The organism is Modestobacter sp. VKM Ac-2979 (genome assembly GCF_026967995.1).
Taxonomy (GTDB): domain Bacteria; phylum Actinomycetota; class Actinomycetes; order Mycobacteriales; family Geodermatophilaceae; genus Modestobacter.
This window is the reverse complement of the sequence record NZ_JAPVBO010000007.1, coordinates 55,837-72,008: the sequence shown is the minus strand read 5'-3', so window position 1 is coordinate 72,008 and position 16,172 is coordinate 55,837. Positions and strand designations below refer to the sequence as shown.

Sequence of the window (16,172 nt, the reverse complement as noted above, 5' to 3'; positions counted from 1 at the left end):
TCAGTGCGGGCCCTTGGCGGCGGAGCCGCTTCAGAAAGGGTTTGCGCTCCTTGAGGTGCTTAGGGCAGTACGCGGAGTTTTCCAGGAGTGGTCGTGGTGTCGCAGCATCGGCACCAAAGGGTTCCGTCATGGGTGACTCCGGCCCCCCGCCTCGCTGGCGCGACGCTGGAGCGGACCTACACCCGGCGGCTCAGCCCAAACGACTAGGGCGGGGAGGCCCTTTCAAGGTCTCCCCGCCCTAGTCGCTAATGAGACACCGCAGAAGCGGTGACGTTCGCACAGATGAGACTGTGCAGAAGCAGTCTCATCTGTGCAAATGCCTGTCTCATTAGTGCACGGCCAGGCTCAATGAGACTGTGCACAAGAACATCAGCTGCAGCCGCTGGTGGAGCCGCAGCCCTCGCAGACGTAGCAGCTGCCGGCGGGGCGCATCTTCGTGCCGCAGGTCATGCACAGCGGCGCGTCGGTGGCGGTGCCGGTGACCAGCTCGAGCAGCTCGGCCGAGGAGTGGGCCTCCTTGACCGAGGTCGGGCCGGCCGGGGTGACCTTCTCCTCCACCTTGGCGGTCTCGATCGGCGCGGAGCCGCGCAGCTGCTCCAGGTCGACGTCGTCCTCCTCGACCGCCGGGGTCGAGGCCGAGGTGCCGTAGGAGCCGGCGACTTGGGCCGAGCGCTCCTCGGCGGTGAAGATGCCCAGGTTGGCGCGCTTCTCCACCGGCAGGTGGTCCAGCGCCAGGCGACGGAAGATGTAGTCCATCACCGACTGGGCGATCCGGATGTCCGGGTCGTCGGTCATGCCGGCCGGCTCGAACCGCATGTTGGTGAACTTCTGGATGTAGGTCTCCAGCGGCACCCCGTGCTGCAGGGCCAGGGAGATCCCGATCGAGAAGGCGTCCATCACACCGGCAAGGGTCGAGCCCTGCTTGCCCAGCTTGAGGAAGACCTCGCCCAGGCTGCCGTCCTCGTACATCCCGGCGGTCATGTATCCCTCGGCACCGGCGACGCTGAACGACGTCGTGACGCTGGTCCGCTTCTTCGGCAGCCGCTTGCGCACCGGGTGCGCCAGCGCGGTGGCCGGGGCGGCCGCCGCGACGGGGGCCTCGTCCTTGGTGCCGTCGTTCTTGCCCTTGCCACCGGACAGCGGCTGGCCGACCTTGCAGTTGTCGCGGTAGATGGCCAGCGCCTTGATGCCCATCTTCCAGCCCTGGAAGTAGATGTCCGCGACCTCCTCGACGGTCGCCGACTCCGGCATGTTCACCGTCTTGCTGATCGCGCCGGAGATGAACGGCTGCACCGCGGCCATCATGCGCACGTGGCCCATCGGGGAGATGGACCGCTCGCCCATCGCGCAGTCGAACACCTCGTAGTGCTCCGGGCGCAGGCTCGGGGCGTCGACGACGTGGCCGTGTTCGGCGATGTACTCGACGATCGCCTCGACCTGCTCGTCCTGGTAGCCCAGGCTCTTCAGCGCCCGCGGGACCGTCTGGTTGACGATCTGCATCGAGCCGCCGCCGACCAGCTTCTTGAACTTGACCAGCGAGAAGTCCGGCTCGATGCCGGTCGTGTCGCAGTCCATCATGAAGCCGATCGTGCCGGTGGGGGCCAGCACGGAGGCCTGCGCGTTGCGCCAGCCGTTCTCGGTGCCGGTCGCCAGGCACTCCTGCCACTCAGCGGTCGCGGCCTTGAGCACGTCGGCGTCGTCGGCGCCGACCGGGCGGATCGCGTCGTTGGCGGCAGCGTGCTTGCGCATGACCCGGGCGTGGGCGTCGGCGTTGCGGGCGTAGCCGTCGTAGGCACCGACGACCCCGGCCAGCTCGGCCGAGCGACGGTAGGCGGTGCCGGTCATCAGCGAGGTGATGGCGGCGGCCAGGGACTGCCCGCCGCGGGAGTCGTAGGCGTGGCCGGTGGCCATGAGCATCGCGCCGAGGTTGGCGTACCCGATGCCCAGCTGGCGGTAGGCCCGGGTGGTCTCGCCGATCGGGTCGGTCGGGAAGTCGGCGAAGCAGATCGAGATGTCCATCGCGGTGATGATCAGCTCGACGGCCTTGACGAAGTTCTTGGAGTCGAAGGTGCCGTCGTCCTTGAGGAACTTCATGAGGTTCAGCGACGCCAGGTTGCACGAGCTGTTGTCCAGGCTCATGTACTCCGAGCACGGGTTCGAGGCGTTGATCCGCCCCGTCTCGGGGTTGGTGTGCCAGTCGTTGATGGTGTCGTCGTACTGGATGCCCGGGTCGGCGCACTCCCAGGCCGCCTTGGTGACCTTGCCGAACAGCTCACGGGCGTCGACGGTCTCGATCACCGAGCCGTCGCCGCGGGCCCGCAGCCCGAAGTCGGTGCCCTCCTCGACCGCGCGCATGAACTCGTCGTTGACCCGGACGGAGTTGTTGGCGTTCTGGTACTGGACGCTGGTGATGTCCTTGCCGCCCAGGTCCATGTCGTACCCGGCGTCCCGCAGCGCGCGGATCTTGTCCTCCTCGCGCGCCTTGGTCTCGATGAACTCCTCGATGTCGGGGTGGTCGATGTCGAGGACGACCATCTTCGCCGCGCGGCGGGTGGCGCCACCGGACTTGATCGTGCCCGCGGAGGCGTCGGCCCCGCGCATGAAGGAGACCGGCCCGGAGGCGGTGCCACCGGAGGAGAGCAGCTCCTTGGAGGAGCGGATGCGGGAGAGGTTCAGCCCGGCACCCGAGCCGCCCTTGAAGATCAGGCCCTCTTCCCGGTACCAGTTCAGGATCGAGTCCATCTGGTCGTCGACGGCCAGGATGAAGCAGGCGCTGACCTGCTGCGGGGAGGCCGTGCCCACGTTGAACCAGACGGGCGAGTTGAAGCTGAACACCTGGTGCAGCAGCATCCAGGTCAGCTCGTGCTCGAAGACCTCGGCGTCGCCCTCGCTGGCGAAGTAGTCGTGCTCACGGCCGGCCGCGCCGTAGGTCAGGACGACCCGGTCGATGAGCTGCCGCAGGCTCGTCTCGCGCTGCGAGCTGCCGACCGCACCCCGGAAGTACTTGGTGGTGACGATGTTGGTGGCGTTGATGCTCCACTCGGCCGGGAACTCGACCCCACGCTGCTCGAAGTTGATCGAGCCGTCCCGCCAGTTGGTCATGACGACGTCGCGGCGCTCCCACACGACCTCGTCGTAGGGGTGCACCCCCGCGGTGGTGAACACGCGCTTGACCTTCAGGCCCTTCCCCCGGCTGGGGGCCTTGGCGGTGCGGCGGTTCCGGCTGGTGGTGAGGCGGTCAGCTGTCTCGGTCATCGTGCGAGGGCTCCCTGGGTCGGACTGGTGCGGTGGTGCGGGCGGAGCGGCTGGGGAAGCCGGCGGGTGCCGGAGCCGGGTCGTGCGGTCTCCTCGTCGAGACCTGTCTAGCGGAGGGGTCGGACAGTTCTCACGGGCCGGCGGCGCTGCCGGTGTCGGCCGGTCGCGGCCGCTCGGGGGCTCGCCGGCGGGTGGTGGTCCCGGTCGCGGGGCTCCCGGTCGCGGGGGTCTCCTGGTCGCCGTCGACCGCGTCGCGCTCGACGGGTGGCGCGTCACCGGCGCGGGCAGTGCTCCGGGCCGGTGCGGCGCGCAGCTCGGCGATCTCCTTCTCGAAGTCGGCGACCGAGGAGAAGCTGCGGTAGACGCTGGCGAAGCGGAGGTACGCGACCTCGTCGAGGTCGCGCAGCGGGCCGAGGATGGCCAGGCCGACCTCGTGGCTGGGGATCTCGGCGCAGCCGGTGGCGCGCACCGCGTCCTCGACCTGCTGGGCCAGCAGGGCCAGTTGGTGCTCGTCGACCGGCCGCCCCTGGCACGCCCGCCGCACCCCGGCGACGACCTTGCCCCGGGCGAAGGGCTCGCTCACGCCGCTGCGCTTGACGACGGCGAGGACCGCCTCCTCCACCGTGGTGAAGCGGCGTCCACAGCCCGGGCAGGAGCGTCGACGGCGGGTGGTCGCCCCCTCGTCGGTCTCCCGCGAGTCGATGACCCTGCTGTCGGGGTTGTGGCAGAAGGGACAACGCATGTCGATCTCCTCCTTCCCGAGGTGTCGCGCAGGGTCTCGCCGCGGCGTCGTGACACCGTGACCGGGCCCCGACCCGATGGCCGTGCTGTGGACTGGGCCGGGGACATCCGGTGGATGCGCCGGGGACAACGTGTGGAACGACTGTGGATGGCTTACAGCTCTGTAACTACTAGATGTTGTGGTGGAACCGTACGACCACCCCTACAGGTGTGCAAGCCCTGGCGAGCGTGTCGTCTTCCGCATCTGACCCGGGCGCCCCTCGGAGCCCCTCCCGCCACAACCACCGGCGCCTCGGCCGGGCCCTTCGCACCGCGGTGGACACCGGTGCGCCGCCGGTCAGGGCAGCTCGAGCACCTGACCGGGGACGAGGTCGACGTCGGAGAGGCCGTTCACGTTCAGGAGCGCGTCGACGACCGCGCGACGGTCCTCCTCCGGCGCGATCTCGCCGGCGATCGACCACAGGGTGTCCCCGGACTGGACGACGACCATCGTCGAGCCGGCCAGCTCGAGGCCGCCGCCGGGGCCGCCGGACTCGGCGGCGAACGTCGCCGCGGCGACGGACACCCCGAAGGCGATGGACAGCCCGGCGACCACTCGCCGCCCGCGCCGGGTCAGCCGCAACGGCGCCTGTGCACCCGAGGCGGCCCCACCGCCACCCCCTCCCGTGCGCCTCGCGCAGCCGGCGGCGCCCCCGCCCGCAACGCCGACCCGCCGACCAGGGCGCACGTCGGGATGCCCGGGACCCCGCAGGGCCGCCGCAGGGCGAGCCGCCCGGGGCAGGGGTGCAGGCCGACCGCGCACCACGGACCCGGGCGAGTGCGCCACCTGGCGCGCCCCCGGGAACGGGAGCACGACCGCCATCGAGGCCGGGGCGGCCACGGGGAGCTCGAGCTGCGGACTGGCCATCGGGGTGCTCCAGAGGTCTCGCGGTACCGGGTGGTCGAACAGGCGTTCGAACAGAACGTCTGGGCGATGTCTACCGCACACCCCCGACAGGAACACGCCGACACGGCGACTTCTTCGAACACGTGTTTGAACGGAGAGGCCTGAGGCGATACGGTTCCGAGGCGATCGAGGACAGCGTCCGAGGTCCCGGCTCGCCGTGGCGACACGGCCGTCGGTACGGCAGGACGCCACCGGGAACTGCTGCCGAGGCAGCCGGACGAGGAGGACACATGGCGGTCGACGGCCCGAAGGCGCGCGGCGGCAAGAGCCCTTCGCGGCGTGGAGCGTCCAGCCCGGCACCCGCCGACGGCGCAGCGCCCACGGCTGCAGCGGGGGCGGGAGCAGCGGTGCGGGAGTTCCCCGACCGGGCCGCCGACGGCGACGGACTGACCCAGCGGCAGCGCCGGGTGCTCGAGGTCATCCGTGACTCGATCGAGCGCCGCGGCTACCCGCCCTCGGTCCGCGAGATCGGTGAGGCGGTCGGTCTCTCCTCCGCCTCGTCCGTGGCCCACCAGTTGTCAGTGCTGCAGCGCAAGGGCTGGCTGCGCCGTGATCCGAACCGGCCGCGCGCACTCGACGTGCGCCTCCCCGGCGACAGCACCGCGACGACGAACGAGGCCACGGCCGAGGCGCTGGCCGGTTCCGGTGCAGCCAGTGGCGTCGACGACGCCACTGCCCCCCGACCCACGTACGTGCCCCTGGTCGGCCGGATCGCCGCCGGCGGTCCGGTGCTGGCCGAGCAGGCGGTCGAGGACGTCTTCCCCCTCCCCCGCGAGCTGGTCGGCGAGGGCACCCTGTTCATGCTGAAGGTCGCGGGTGACTCGATGGTCGATGCGGCGATCTGCGACGGCGACTGGGTCGTCGTCCGGCAGCAGCCGACCGCGGAGAACGGCGAGATCGTCGCCGCGATGATCGACGGCGAGGCGACGGTGAAGACCTACAAGCGGCGTGACGGGCACGTGTGGCTGATGCCGCACAACGCCGCGTACGAGCCCATCCCGGGCGACGACGCCACGGTCCTCGGCCGGGTCGTCACCGTGCTCCGTCGGGTCTGACCTCGGGCACGGGCGCCGGGCCCGTGCTCAGGCCGGGCTCCGCCGCAGCTTGCCGCCGGCCCACACGAACACGGTGGCCACGGCCGCGGCGATGAGACCGGCGGTCAGCGGCTCGACCCCACCGGCGGTCGCCAGCGACCCGTCGGCGGCCTCGGTGGGCTCCGCCGGGACCGTCCCCGTCAGGTCACCGGTGGCCGGCACCTGGGTGACCACCGCAGGGAGTCCCTCGCCGGCGACGAGCAGGTCCCGGTCGTTCGCCGCGAAGGCGATGGCCTCGCCCTGTGGGGCCTCCGGCAACGCCACCCGCACGGGGGGCCCGGCCAACGCCCCGGCGACGTCGGAGCCGCTCAGCGGCCAGACATAGGCGTCGGTGTAGGTCCGCAGGGCGATCCGCGAGCCGTCCGACGACACGGCGCCACCGGTGACCAGCAGCTGGCCGGCCCGGCCCACCGGGCCGCCCGGTGTGCCGGTCAACGTGAGCCCGAGCGCCGCCACCTTGCTCATCGGCACGGTGGCTCCGTCGCCGAGGGGCGCATCCGGGCGGTACACGGAGCTGGCGCCCAGCACCTCCTTGGTCACCAGGTACGGGGTGCCGTCGGGCGCGAGCAGGAGGGCCTCCGCGTCGTGCGGACCGTCGGGGTAGGTGAGCCTGGTCAGCACGGTGGTCCCGTCGGGGCGCAGACCGATCAGCGCCACCGTCTCCCGGCTCTGCGCGTTGTCCCCGATGTCGGCGAGCCAGATGGTCCCGTCGGCGGCGAGGGCGAGGTCCTCGGGGTCGTACGGGTCGACCTCCGCCGTGCGCACCTCACCCACCGCACAGGCTCCGTCGAGCACCAGCACCTCGGCGCGGTCGCCGCCGTCGTTCATCGCGAGCATCGACTCCCCGGCGCTGGCCAGGCCGGAGAGCTCCGGGAGCCGCGGGTCGGTGATCTCGCACCGGGTGGTCGGCTCGCCGTAGGGAGCGGTCCCGTCGTCGGCGGCCGCCGGCCCGGCAGGCAGCAGTGCGACCAGCAGGCCGACGGGCGCACAGAGGGCGGCGCCGGCCGTCGTCCTGCGGCGGGTGGCGCTGCTACGCCTGGGATCGGCCGGCTCTGGCACGAACCCAGCGTGACATCGCGACAGCGTCCAGTGCGTGAACCACGCCCAACAGCAGCAGTCCGACCGCGAGCCCGACCACCGCGTCGGTGACCCAGTGGAAGTCCAGCGCCACCATGGCCACACCCGTCGCCACCGGCCCCAGCACGCTGAGCAGCCAGGTGGCCCGCTGCACGCCCGCGGGCAGGCCGAACTCGACGGCCTGCCACCGGGCCACCCCCCACATGAGGACGGCGTTCGCCACGTGCCCCGAGGGGTAGCTGGCCCCGTCCGTGTGGAAGAACGACCCGGGGAAGGCCGGGGCCGTACGACCGGTGCCCCACTTGAACGCGTAGACCACGGTGGTGAGCAGGGCCAGCGCAACGACCACCCGGACCAGCGGCACCAGCGTCCGCTGCCGCACGGCGAGCCACCCGACCAGCCCGGCCAGCACCACCAGGATCGTCACCCGCCCGCCGATCTGGGTGACGACCCAGATCGGCCAGTAGGCCCACGAGTCCCGCAGCGCCCACACACTGGTCACCTCGGAGACCCGCAGGTCCATCCGTTCCAGCCACCCGCGGCTGAGCAGGTTGACGGTGACCGCGACGGTGACGAGGGCGGCGAGGACGAGCAGCCACCACGGCGGCCGGCCCACCCCGACCACCGGTGCGACCGGTCGATCGGCAGCGGTCGCCGTCCGGTCCACCGCTCCCCTGGTCATCGCGTCACGGTACCGGGGCCGTGACCTGGTCGTGATCCGCCGGGCTGTCCGCTCGCCCCGCTGCGGGAGCCCGGCACGAACGTGCGAGCGGCAGCGGGGCCCTCCGTCAGTCCTCGGTGGCCGGCGCGGTGAAATCGTCGAGCTGGGCGGCCAGGCCGGCGTTGACGCGCGCGGTCAGCCGGGTCCCGGTGGCCTCGTGCGCCTCCTCGACGACCTCGCCGTCCCGGTGCACCCGGGCGACCAGGTCACCCCGGTCGTAGGGCACCAGCACCTCGACGTCGATGTGCGGGTGCGGCAGCCGCTGGGCGATCACGTCGCGCAGCGCCTCGATGCCCTCGCCGGTCCGGGCCGAGACCCACATCGCCCCGGGGAGCGCCTGGCGCAGCGCCAGCATGTCCTCCTCGGTCATCGCGTCGACCTTGTTCACGACGATCAGCTCCGGGACGGCGGACGCGTCGATCTCGTTGAGCACCGTGTGCACGGCGTCGATCTGGCCCAGCGGGTCGGAGTCGGAACCGTCGACGACGTGCACGAGCAGATCGGCGTCGGCCACCTCCTCCAGCGTGGAGCGGAACGCGTCGACCAGCTGGTGCGGCAGGTGGCGCACGAAGCCGACGGTGTCGGTCATCGTGTACTCGCGCCCCTCGGGCGTCTGCGCGCGACGGACCGTCGGGTCCAGGGTGGCGAACAGCGCGTCCTGGACCAGCACGCCGGCCCCGGTGAGCTGGTTGAGCAGGCTGGACTTGCCGGCATTCGTGTAGCCGGCGATCGCCACGCTCGGCGTCGCGTTGCGGTCGCGGGAGTTGCGCTGCGTCGTCCGGGCGGTCGCCATCCCGGCGATCTCCTTGCGGAGCTTGCTCACCCGGGAGCGGATCCGGCGACGGTCGGTCTCGATCTTCGTCTCACCCGGACCACGGGTGCCGATGCCGCCACCGCCGGCGACCCGACCACCGGCCTGCCGGCTCAGCGACTCACCCCAGCCACGCAGCCGGGGCAGCATGTACTGCATCTGGGCCAGCTCGACCTGGGCCTTGCCCTCTCGGCTGGTGGCGTGCTGGGCGAAGATGTCCAGGATCAGGGCGGTCCGGTCGACCACCTTGACCTTGAGCACCTTCTCCAGCTGGTTGAGCTGGCCGGGGGCCAGCTCCCCGTCGCAGATCACGGTGTCCGCGCCGGTGGCGGCGACGACCTCGCGCAGCTCGGCGGCCTTGCCCGAGCCGACGTAGGTGGCCGGGTCCGGCTTGTCCCGGCGCTGCATCAGCGCGTCGAGCACCTGGGAACCGGCGGTCTCGGCGAGCGCGGCGAGCTCGGTCAGCGAACGCTGCGCGTCGGCCGCCGTCCCCTCGGTCCAGACGCCGACCAGGACGACCCGCTCCAGGCGGAGCTGGCGGTACTCGACCTCGGTGACGTCGGTGAGCTCGGTGCCGAGCCCCGCGACCCGGCGGAGTGCGCCGCGCTCCTCCTTGACGTAGGAGCCGGTGGTGTCGTCGGCGGCGTCCCACTGACCGGCCGGTGCCGGCTTGGTGTCGGGCATGCTGGCGCGCGCCTTGTCGACACGGGCTTCGGCCTCGTCGAGGATCGCGCGGTTCTGGGCTGTCGTCATCGTCTCCAGCGTGGCATGCCCCTGGTCCTGGGGCGACCGACTTGTCACATCACCTGTTGTCATCGCCCGGTACAACACCTCGGACCTCCGGATGCATCCCGAGGTACAGCGACCAGCGCTCCGCCCCGGGGTCCGCCGGCCGGGTGGCGTACTCGTCCAGCAACCGGTGCAGCCGTTCGCGGAACTCGGCCAGGTCCGCCGCACCCAGCCGCAGGCCCAACCGGGTGCTCTCCAGGTGGCTCTCCCCCACCGCGGCGACCTCCTCGAGGAAGGCGGCGAGCGCGGCGTCCCGGGCAGCGCCCGAGGCGCCGGCGCCGTCCATCAGCCAGCTCTTCCCGGTCGCCCGGTAGGGCACCTCCCGGGCGCCCCGGGCGCCCCGCCGCGCGCTCTCGGCGACCAGGAAGCCGGTGTCGACGAGGGTGCGGACGTGGTGCAGCACGGTCGCCGGGTTGCGGCCCAGCCGCGCGGCGAGCTCCTTGTTGGTCAGCGCCTCGTCCAGGCACAGCCGCAGGATCCGCAGCCGGACGGCGGAGGCCAGGGCGCGCGCCTCGGCGTCGGTGGCCGGCCGGCGCTCCCCGACGAACCGCCGCGCCCCCGCACCGGCCACCGCCTCGCTCGCACCGGCCTCCGGCTCGTCCATCCCGGCAGCCTAGGACGTCGACACGGCTCAGTGATTGACTTCCCCCGATCAGTGGCGGGAGGCTGCGCCGGTGACCCGCGACCGGAGCCTGCTGCGGCACCACGACTTCCGTCAGCTGTGGGCCGCTGAGACGGTCAGCCAGGTGGGCACCCAGGTGACCCTGCTGGCCCTGCCGGTGCTGGCGGTCTCGCTGCTGGAGGCGACGCCGCTGGAGATGGGCGTCCTGACGGCACTGGAGACCGCCGCCTTCCTGCTCATCGGGCTCCCGGCCGGTGCCTGGGTCGACCGCTGGCGGCGCCGTCGGGTGCTGGTCACCGCCGACCTGGTGCGCGCGGCGGTGCTGGCGACCCTGCCGATCGCGTACCTCCTCGACGCCCTCACCCTCGGGCAGCTGTTCGTCGTCGCGGCGGCGACCGGCACGGCGACCGTCTTCTTCGACGTCGCCTACCAGAGCTACCTGCCCGCCCTGGTCGACCGCGACCAGTTGGTCGACGGCAACGGCAAGCTCGAGGCCAGCCGGGCCGTCGCCCAGGTGGCCGGGCCGGGCATCACCGGCGTGCTGCTGCGGGTGCTGGGCGCGCCACTGCTGATCGCCGTCGACGCGGCGTCCTTCCTGCTCTCGGCGTTCTTCATCGGGCGGATCCAGCGCCCGGACACCGTCCCCGACCGGGCCGGCCGGCGGTCGCTGCGCACCGAGATCGGCGAGGGACTGTCCTTCGTCGTCCACCAGCCACTGCTCCGCCGGATCGTCGCCTGCACCGGCACGTCGAACCTGTTCTCCACGATCACCACGACCCTGCTGGTGCTCTACGCGCTGCGCCGGCTCGAGCTGTCCGAGAGCGTGCTGGGCCTGGTCTTCTCCGCCGGCGCGGTGGGCGGCCTGGTCGGCGCGGCGACGGCCGCGCGCTTCGCCCGCACCGTCGGCGAGGGCCGGGCGATCCCGCTGGCGGTCATGGTGTTGGTGCCGTTCACCGCTCTCACGCCGCTGGCCGCCACCGGCGCCCCGCTGGTGTTCCTGACGCTCGGCCAGTTCGGCTTCAGCTGGGCGGTGGTCGTCTACAACATCACCCAGGTCAGCTTCCGCCAGCGGCTGTGCCCACCGGCGCTGCTGGGGCGGATGAACGCCTCGGTGCGCTTCCTGGTCTACGGCACGATGCCGCTGGGCGGCCTGCTCGGCGGCGTCCTGGGCACCTGGCTCGGCGTGCTGCCGACGCTGTGGATCGCCGCGGCCGGACAGCTGCTCGCGGCCGGCTGGGTGGTGGCGAGCCCCCTGCTGCGGATGCGCGACCTGCCCGACGGCCCGGACACCCCGGCCGGCGAGGTGACGACCGTGCCCGAGGCGCGGGCGCCGACCGCCGGCAGCGATCCCGAGCGGTCCGGCTGAGCAGCCGACGGGTTGGCCGGCCGGGTGCCGGGTAGGGCGGCGGGGCACGGTCCACCGCTCGAGAGGACGACGATGACCAGCCCCGATGAGGAGCTCGACGACCCAGGCCGCGACCCCGCCGGCCTCGACCCACCGCGCAACGTCTTCGGTGGCGCGGACCAGGACACCGGCCGCGGAGCACCCCGCGGCACCGGGAACGTGGGCCCCGGCGACAAGCCCGAGGCGCCCACCGACGACCCGGAGACGCGGGCCGACGAGCCCGACCGTCCCTGACCTGCGACTGCGCAGCCAGGACCCTCAGCCGGCGAGCCACTCCCGGCTGAGGGTCCCGGTGGCGACGACGACGGCCGGGCCGGAGAGCACCGTCGTCGTCCCGTCGAACTGCACCGACAGCCGGCCGCCCGGCACGTCGACGAGGACCGTCCCGGCGTCGCGTCCGCCGTCCGCCAACGTGGCGTAGGCCGCGGCGCAGGCACCGGTGCCGCACGAGCGGGTCTCCCCCACGCCGCGCTCGTGGACCCGGAGCCGCACGTGCGCGCAGGCGCCCTCGGGCGGGAGCACGTTCACCAGCTCGACGTTGACCCCCTCGGGGAACATCGCGTCGTCGACCCCGGGCAGCACCGACAGGTCCAGGGTGTCGACCTCGACGTCGGTCAGGCAGACCAGGTGCGGGTTGCCCATCGACACCCCGAGCCCCGGGTGGGCGACGCCGGCGACGCGCGCCTCGCTCCGGCCCAGCGGGACCGCCGGGCCCATGTCGACCCAGTAGCCGCCGTCGGGCCGGGCGCCCACCCGGCGGGGCCCGCCCCGGGTGCCGACCAGGACGCCGGCCTCGGCCACTGCCCGCTCCAGCAGCCCCTCGGCCAGCAGCACGTGCAGGAACAGCCGGATTCCGTTGCCGCACATCTCCGCGTACGAGCCGTCGGCGTTGCGGTGGTCCATGAACCACTCGCAGTCGGCCAGTGCCGCACCGAGCACGCCGGGGGCGTCGGGCACGTGCCGGCTCCGGACCACCCGCAGCACGCCGTCCCCGCCCAGGCCCGCGCGGCGGTCGCAGAGCCGGCGCACCAGGTCCGCGTCCAGGCGCGCCTCCGGCCACACGTCCCCGTCGGGGTCGGGCAGGACGACGAAGTCGTTCTCGGTGCCGTGGCCGAGGAGGACCCGCGGGCCGGAGCTGTCGATCACCGGTCGATCGTACGGTCGGCGACCAGGGCGAGGACGACGTCGAGCAGGTCCGGCCGGGCCGCGTCGAACCAGACCGTGCCGGCGTCGCGGCGGAACCAGGACCGCTGCCGGCGGACGAACCGGCGGGTGCTGGTGACCGTCCGCTCGCGCGCCTCCTGCGCGGTGAGCACCCCGTCGAACTGCTGGAGCACCTGCGCGTACCCCAGGGCGCGGGATGCGGTCGGCCCCTCGCGCAACCCGTCGTCGGCGAGCGCAGCGACCTCCGCCACGAATCCGGCTGCCCACATCGCGTCGACCCGGCGGGCCACCCGGTCGTCGAGCTCGTCGGGCGCCCGGTCCAGTCCGACCGTGATCGCCGGGTAGTGCGGTCGCGGGGCGGGCAGCGTCGCGGTGAACGGTTGTCCGGTCAGCTCGATCACCTCCAGCGCCCGGACCACCCGCCGGCTGTTGCTGGGCAGGATCGCGGTTGCGGCGGCCGGGTCCAGCGCCGCCAGCCGGGCGTGCAGCACCGCCGCGCCCTGGGCCTCCAGCTCGCCGGTCAGCCGGGCCCGCACCACCGGGTCGGTGCCGGGGAAGTCCAGCTCGTCCAGCACCGCGCGCACGTACAGCCCGGAGCCCCCGACCAGCAGTGGGACGACGCCCACGGCGCGGAGCCGGTCGACCTCGGCGCGGGCGCGCTGCCGGTACTCGGCCACCGAGGCCGGCTCCCGCACGTGCCACAGGTCCAGCAGGTGGTGCGGCACGCCGTCGCGTTCGGCCTCGGTCGGCTTGGCGGTGCCGATGTCCATCCCCCGGTAGAGCTGCATGGAGTCGGCGTTGACCACCTGACCCCCGGCGCCGGACCGGGCCAGCCGGTGCGCCAGCGCGACGGCCAGCGCGGTCTTGCCGGTGGCGGTCGGCCCGACGACGGCGATGACCGGCGGCCCGCCGACGGCGGTGACCGGCGGCCCGCCGCCGTCCACGGCGCTCACCGGGCCTGCCAGGTGGCGACGGGGTAGCCGACGCCGAACGGGGCGTCGTCGTGGTGCAGCTCGGCGGTGACGACGCGCCCGCTCAGCGCGGCGCCCACCGCCCGCCACACCGGGGTCCCGGCGGCGAGCAGTCGCCGCGCCGCGGCGGGGTCCAGGGTGGCCAGGGCGGTGGCGTCCCCGGCGCGGAGCGCAGTGGCGACCGCGGCGTCGAAGGGGCCGGCAGCGGCGTCGAACGCACCGGGCGCCTTCTCGGTGCGGCGGGCCGACCCGTCCCCCATCGCCAGCAACCCCACGGGACCGGGCAGGTCGGCCAGCGCGGCGGGGAGGTCGGCCGGCCCCACCCCGAGCCGGCCGCCGGTGTGCCCAGCGCGGTCCAGCAGCCAGGCGGCCACCAGGTGCGGCAGCGGGACGCGGTGCCCGCCGGGCCGCACCCGGCCGGCGAACGGGACCTCCAGGTCGATGCCGAACCCGCGCAGGTCACCGGCGTCCCCGGGACCGAACCGGAGGCCGTCGGCGCCCTCCCCCACGACCACCACCACCTCCGGCTGGTGCTCCAGGACGGTCTGCACGGCGGTGGAGACGGCGGCGCGCAGCACCGACAGCGCGTAGCTGGGGGCACCGGCGACCGCGGGGAGCAACAGGGGTGACTGCGGGCAGAAGGCCACGGTCACCGGAGGAGGAGGTCTCACGCCAGGGAGTGTCGCGGATGCATCGTGGGAGACTGCTCACGTGTCGAGCACGGAGAACACCGGAGACCGGACCCAGCAGGCCACCGCCGCCCCCGAGGAGCGCCCTGAGGATGCGGTCGTCGAGGTGACGTCGGCCGACGAGGGGCCACTGGCCGCGACCCCGGGCGCCGCCGTCCCGGCGGACGCGCAGCCCGACGGCAGCGGCCCCGCCGTCGACGGACCCGGGGCCGCCGAGCCCCCGGCTGCGCAGCCCGATGACACCGCCTCCGCGGCCGTCACCCCCGAGGCGGGCACCCCTGCCGCCGCCGCCCCGGCCGATGCCGCGGTCGCCGACCCGACGAGCGACGCCCCCACCACCGACGTCCCCACCGACCTCCCGGCCACCGACGCACCGACCGGCGACGCACCGACCGGCGACGACCCTGCGTCCGCCCCACGGCCGACCCCCTCCCCCTCCCCCGCGCCGTCCAGCACCGCCAGCAGCTCGGGGCCGGCCGACGTCCCGACCGTCATCCCGGCCATGCCCGCCTCCGACCCGTCCGCCTGGGGCCGGGTCGACGAGGAGGGCACGGTCTACGTGCGCACCGCCACCGGCGAGCGCACCGTCGGCTCCTGGCAGGCAGGCGCCCCGGCCGAGGGCCTGGCCCACTACGGCCGCCGCTTCGACGACCTGGCCACCGAGGTCACCCTGCTCGAGGCGCGGCTGGCCGCGCACACCGGCAACCCGGGCGAGATCCGCACCAAGGCGCAGGAGCTCGCCGACTCGATCCCGCTCGCCCAGGCGGTCGGCGACCTGGACAGCCTGTCGGCCCGCGCGCGGGCGATGGTCAGCATGGCCGACACCGCCGTCGCGGCGAACCGGGCCGAGAAGGCGGCACAGCGCGCGGTGCAGGTCCAGCGCAAGGAGGCGCTCGCCGCCGAGGCAGAGCAGATCGCCGCGGACTCCACGCAGTGGAAGGCCGCCGGTGACCGGCTCAAGGCGATCGTCGAGGAGTGGAAGACGATCAAGGGCATCGACCGCAAGACCGACGAGGCGCTGTGGCAGCGCTTCGCGGCCGCGCGGGACGCCTTCGGTCGCCGCCGTGGCGCCCACTTCGCCGAGCTGGACAAGCAGCGGGGTGAGTCGCGTGCGGCCAAGAGCGAGCTGATCGCCGAGGCCGAGCGGCTGTCCGCCTCCACCGAGTGGGGCCCCACCAGCGCGGCGATGCGCGGGCTGATGGACCGCTGGAAGGCCGTGCCGCGGGTCGGCCGGGACACCGACGACGACCTGTGGAAGAAGTTCCGCGCCGCCCAGGACGTGTTCTTCGCCGCCCGCACCGCCAACGACCAGGCGCGCAGCAGCGACGAGCTGGCCAACCAGAAGGCCAAGGAGGAGCTGCTCGCCGAGGCGGAGAAGCTCGACCCGGCCAACAAGGGCAACCAGAACGCGCTGCGCAAGATCCAGGAGCGCTACGACGCCATCGGGCACGTGCCCCGCGGCGCCATGCGCGAGCTCGAGGACCGGATGCGCACCGTCGAGGAGAAGTTCCGCGGCGCGAGCGAGTCCGCACGCCCCCGGGTCCAGCCGGAGAACCCGCTGCTGACCTCGATGCGGGCGGCGGTGACCAAGGCCGAGGACCAGCTGGCCAAGGCCCAGGCCGCCGGCAACGCGAAGCGGATCAGCGAGGCCGAGGCCGCCGTGGCCACCCGCCGGGAGTGGCTCGCCGAGGCCGAGAAGTCCGCCGGCCGCCGCTGAGCGAGGGCCCCAGCCGGGGCCAGGTATGAGACAGGGCCCGTCCGGTCGTTCCGGACGGGCCCTGTCTCGTATCGCGTTGCGTGCATTCGTGTAGCGCCCGATCGGTCGGGTAGGTCTGTCCACGACCGGGTCCTGCCCGTGACGACGGCGCCCGCGACCCTGCTCGCGAG

14 protein-coding genes are annotated in these 16,172 nt (G+C 73.6%); 4 read left to right on the top strand and 10 right to left on the bottom strand.

The features are described from left to right. Positions 1 to 369 precede the first annotated feature (369 nt). The 3 genes from O2W15_RS19930 to O2W15_RS19920 form a co-directional block, all read right to left on the bottom strand. On the bottom strand, positions 370 to 3,255 hold the full coding sequence (locus tag O2W15_RS19930; protein ID WP_269180656.1) for a vitamin B12-dependent ribonucleotide reductase: 2,886 nt from the start codon (positions 3,253 to 3,255) through the stop codon (positions 370 to 372). Positions 3,256 to 3,385: 130 nt separating this feature from the next. Further along, the gene (gene nrdR / locus O2W15_RS19925) at positions 3,386 to 3,997 is read right to left on the bottom strand and encodes a transcriptional regulator NrdR (RefSeq protein WP_269163578.1); all 612 of its coding nucleotides are present in this window, start codon (positions 3,995 to 3,997) and stop codon (positions 3,386 to 3,388) included. 336 nt (positions 3,998 to 4,333) lie between these two features. Continuing rightward, positions 4,334 to 4,618, bottom strand: coding sequence for a LysM peptidoglycan-binding domain-containing protein (locus O2W15_RS19920; protein ID WP_269180655.1), 285 nt, complete (start codon positions 4,616 to 4,618; stop codon positions 4,334 to 4,336). Positions 4,619 to 5,172: 554 nt separating this feature from the next. Here O2W15_RS19920 and lexA point away from each other — a divergent pair. Then, the gene (gene lexA / locus O2W15_RS19915; protein ID WP_269163576.1) at positions 5,173 to 5,997 is read left to right on the top strand and encodes a transcriptional repressor LexA; all 825 of its coding nucleotides are present in this window, start codon (positions 5,173 to 5,175) and stop codon (positions 5,995 to 5,997) included. A gap of 27 nt (positions 5,998 to 6,024) precedes the next feature. On the opposite strand, the gene O2W15_RS19910 is transcribed toward lexA, so the two are convergent. The 4 genes from O2W15_RS19910 to O2W15_RS19895 form a co-directional block, all read right to left on the bottom strand. Further along, on the bottom strand, positions 6,025 to 7,095 hold the full coding sequence (locus O2W15_RS19910; RefSeq protein WP_269180654.1) for a hypothetical protein: 1,071 nt from the start codon (positions 7,093 to 7,095) through the stop codon (positions 6,025 to 6,027). Beyond that, entirely contained in the window at positions 7,067 to 7,795 is a 729-nt protein-coding gene (locus tag O2W15_RS19905; protein ID WP_269180653.1) for a phosphatase PAP2 family protein, read from the bottom strand. The genes O2W15_RS19910 and O2W15_RS19905 overlap by 29 nt, the downstream gene beginning before the upstream one ends. A gap of 106 nt (positions 7,796 to 7,901) precedes the next feature. Continuing rightward, positions 7,902 to 9,398, bottom strand: coding sequence for a GTPase HflX (hflX, locus tag O2W15_RS19900; RefSeq protein WP_269163573.1), 1,497 nt, complete (start codon positions 9,396 to 9,398; stop codon positions 7,902 to 7,904). Positions 9,399 to 9,447: 49 nt separating this feature from the next. Next, complete coding sequence (locus O2W15_RS19895) at positions 9,448 to 10,038, bottom strand: ArsR/SmtB family transcription factor (RefSeq protein ID WP_269180652.1); 591 nt, start codon at positions 10,036 to 10,038, stop codon at positions 9,448 to 9,450. Positions 10,039 to 10,108: 70 nt separating this feature from the next. On the opposite strand from O2W15_RS19895, the gene O2W15_RS19890 reads away from it, so the two are divergent. Further along, complete coding sequence (locus O2W15_RS19890) at positions 10,109 to 11,422, top strand: MFS transporter (RefSeq protein ID WP_269180651.1); 1,314 nt, start codon at positions 10,109 to 10,111, stop codon at positions 11,420 to 11,422. Between the two features lie 72 nt (positions 11,423 to 11,494). Next, on the top strand, positions 11,495 to 11,695 hold the full coding sequence (locus O2W15_RS19885) for a hypothetical protein (protein ID WP_269160231.1): 201 nt from the start codon (positions 11,495 to 11,497) through the stop codon (positions 11,693 to 11,695). Positions 11,696 to 11,719: 24 nt separating this feature from the next. On the opposite strand, the gene dapF is transcribed toward O2W15_RS19885, so the two are convergent. Genes dapF through O2W15_RS19870 form a run of 3 tightly spaced genes read right to left on the bottom strand, consistent with a single transcriptional unit; the run spans position 11,720 to position 14,267 of the window. After that, on the bottom strand, positions 11,720 to 12,607 hold the full coding sequence (gene dapF, locus O2W15_RS19880; protein ID WP_269180650.1) for a diaminopimelate epimerase: 888 nt from the start codon (positions 12,605 to 12,607) through the stop codon (positions 11,720 to 11,722). Further along, on the bottom strand, positions 12,604 to 13,578 hold the full coding sequence (gene miaA / locus O2W15_RS19875; protein ID WP_269180649.1) for a tRNA (adenosine(37)-N6)-dimethylallyltransferase MiaA: 975 nt from the start codon (positions 13,576 to 13,578) through the stop codon (positions 12,604 to 12,606). The genes dapF and miaA overlap by 4 nt, the downstream gene beginning before the upstream one ends. After that, positions 13,575 to 14,267 carry a hypothetical protein gene (locus O2W15_RS19870; protein ID WP_269180648.1) on the bottom strand — a complete coding sequence of 231 codons (693 nt, stop codon included), beginning with the start codon at positions 14,265 to 14,267 and terminating at the stop codon, positions 13,575 to 13,577. Before O2W15_RS19870 ends, miaA begins: the two co-directional genes overlap by 4 nt. A 40-nt stretch (positions 14,268 to 14,307) precedes the next feature. Here O2W15_RS19870 and O2W15_RS19865 point away from each other — a divergent pair, with 40 nt between their 5' ends. Continuing rightward, positions 14,308 to 16,002 (top strand): DUF349 domain-containing protein, encoded by a 1,695-nt coding sequence (locus tag O2W15_RS19865; RefSeq protein WP_269180647.1) that lies wholly within the window; start codon positions 14,308 to 14,310, stop codon positions 16,000 to 16,002. Positions 16,003 to 16,172: the final 170 nt, after the last annotated feature.

Coding starts and splice junctions, on each gene's coding strand:
- O2W15_RS19895 (WP_269180652.1), bottom strand. CDS start 10,038: ATGGACGAGCCGGAGGCCGGTGCGAGCGAGGCGGTGGCCGGTGCGGGG.
- O2W15_RS19930 (WP_269180656.1), bottom strand. CDS start 3,255: ATGACCGAGACAGCTGACCGCCTCACCACCAGCCGGAACCGCCGCACC.
- O2W15_RS19905 (WP_269180653.1), bottom strand. CDS start 7,795: ATGACCAGGGGAGCGGTGGACCGGACGGCGACCGCTGCCGATCGACCG.
- hflX (WP_269163573.1), bottom strand. CDS start 9,398: ATGACGACAGCCCAGAACCGCGCGATCCTCGACGAGGCCGAAGCCCGT.
- nrdR (WP_269163578.1), bottom strand. CDS start 3,997: ATGCGTTGTCCCTTCTGCCACAACCCCGACAGCAGGGTCATCGACTCG.
- lexA (WP_269163576.1), top strand. CDS start 5,173: ATGGCGGTCGACGGCCCGAAGGCGCGCGGCGGCAAGAGCCCTTCGCGG.
- O2W15_RS19885 (WP_269160231.1), top strand. CDS start 11,495: ATGACCAGCCCCGATGAGGAGCTCGACGACCCAGGCCGCGACCCCGCC.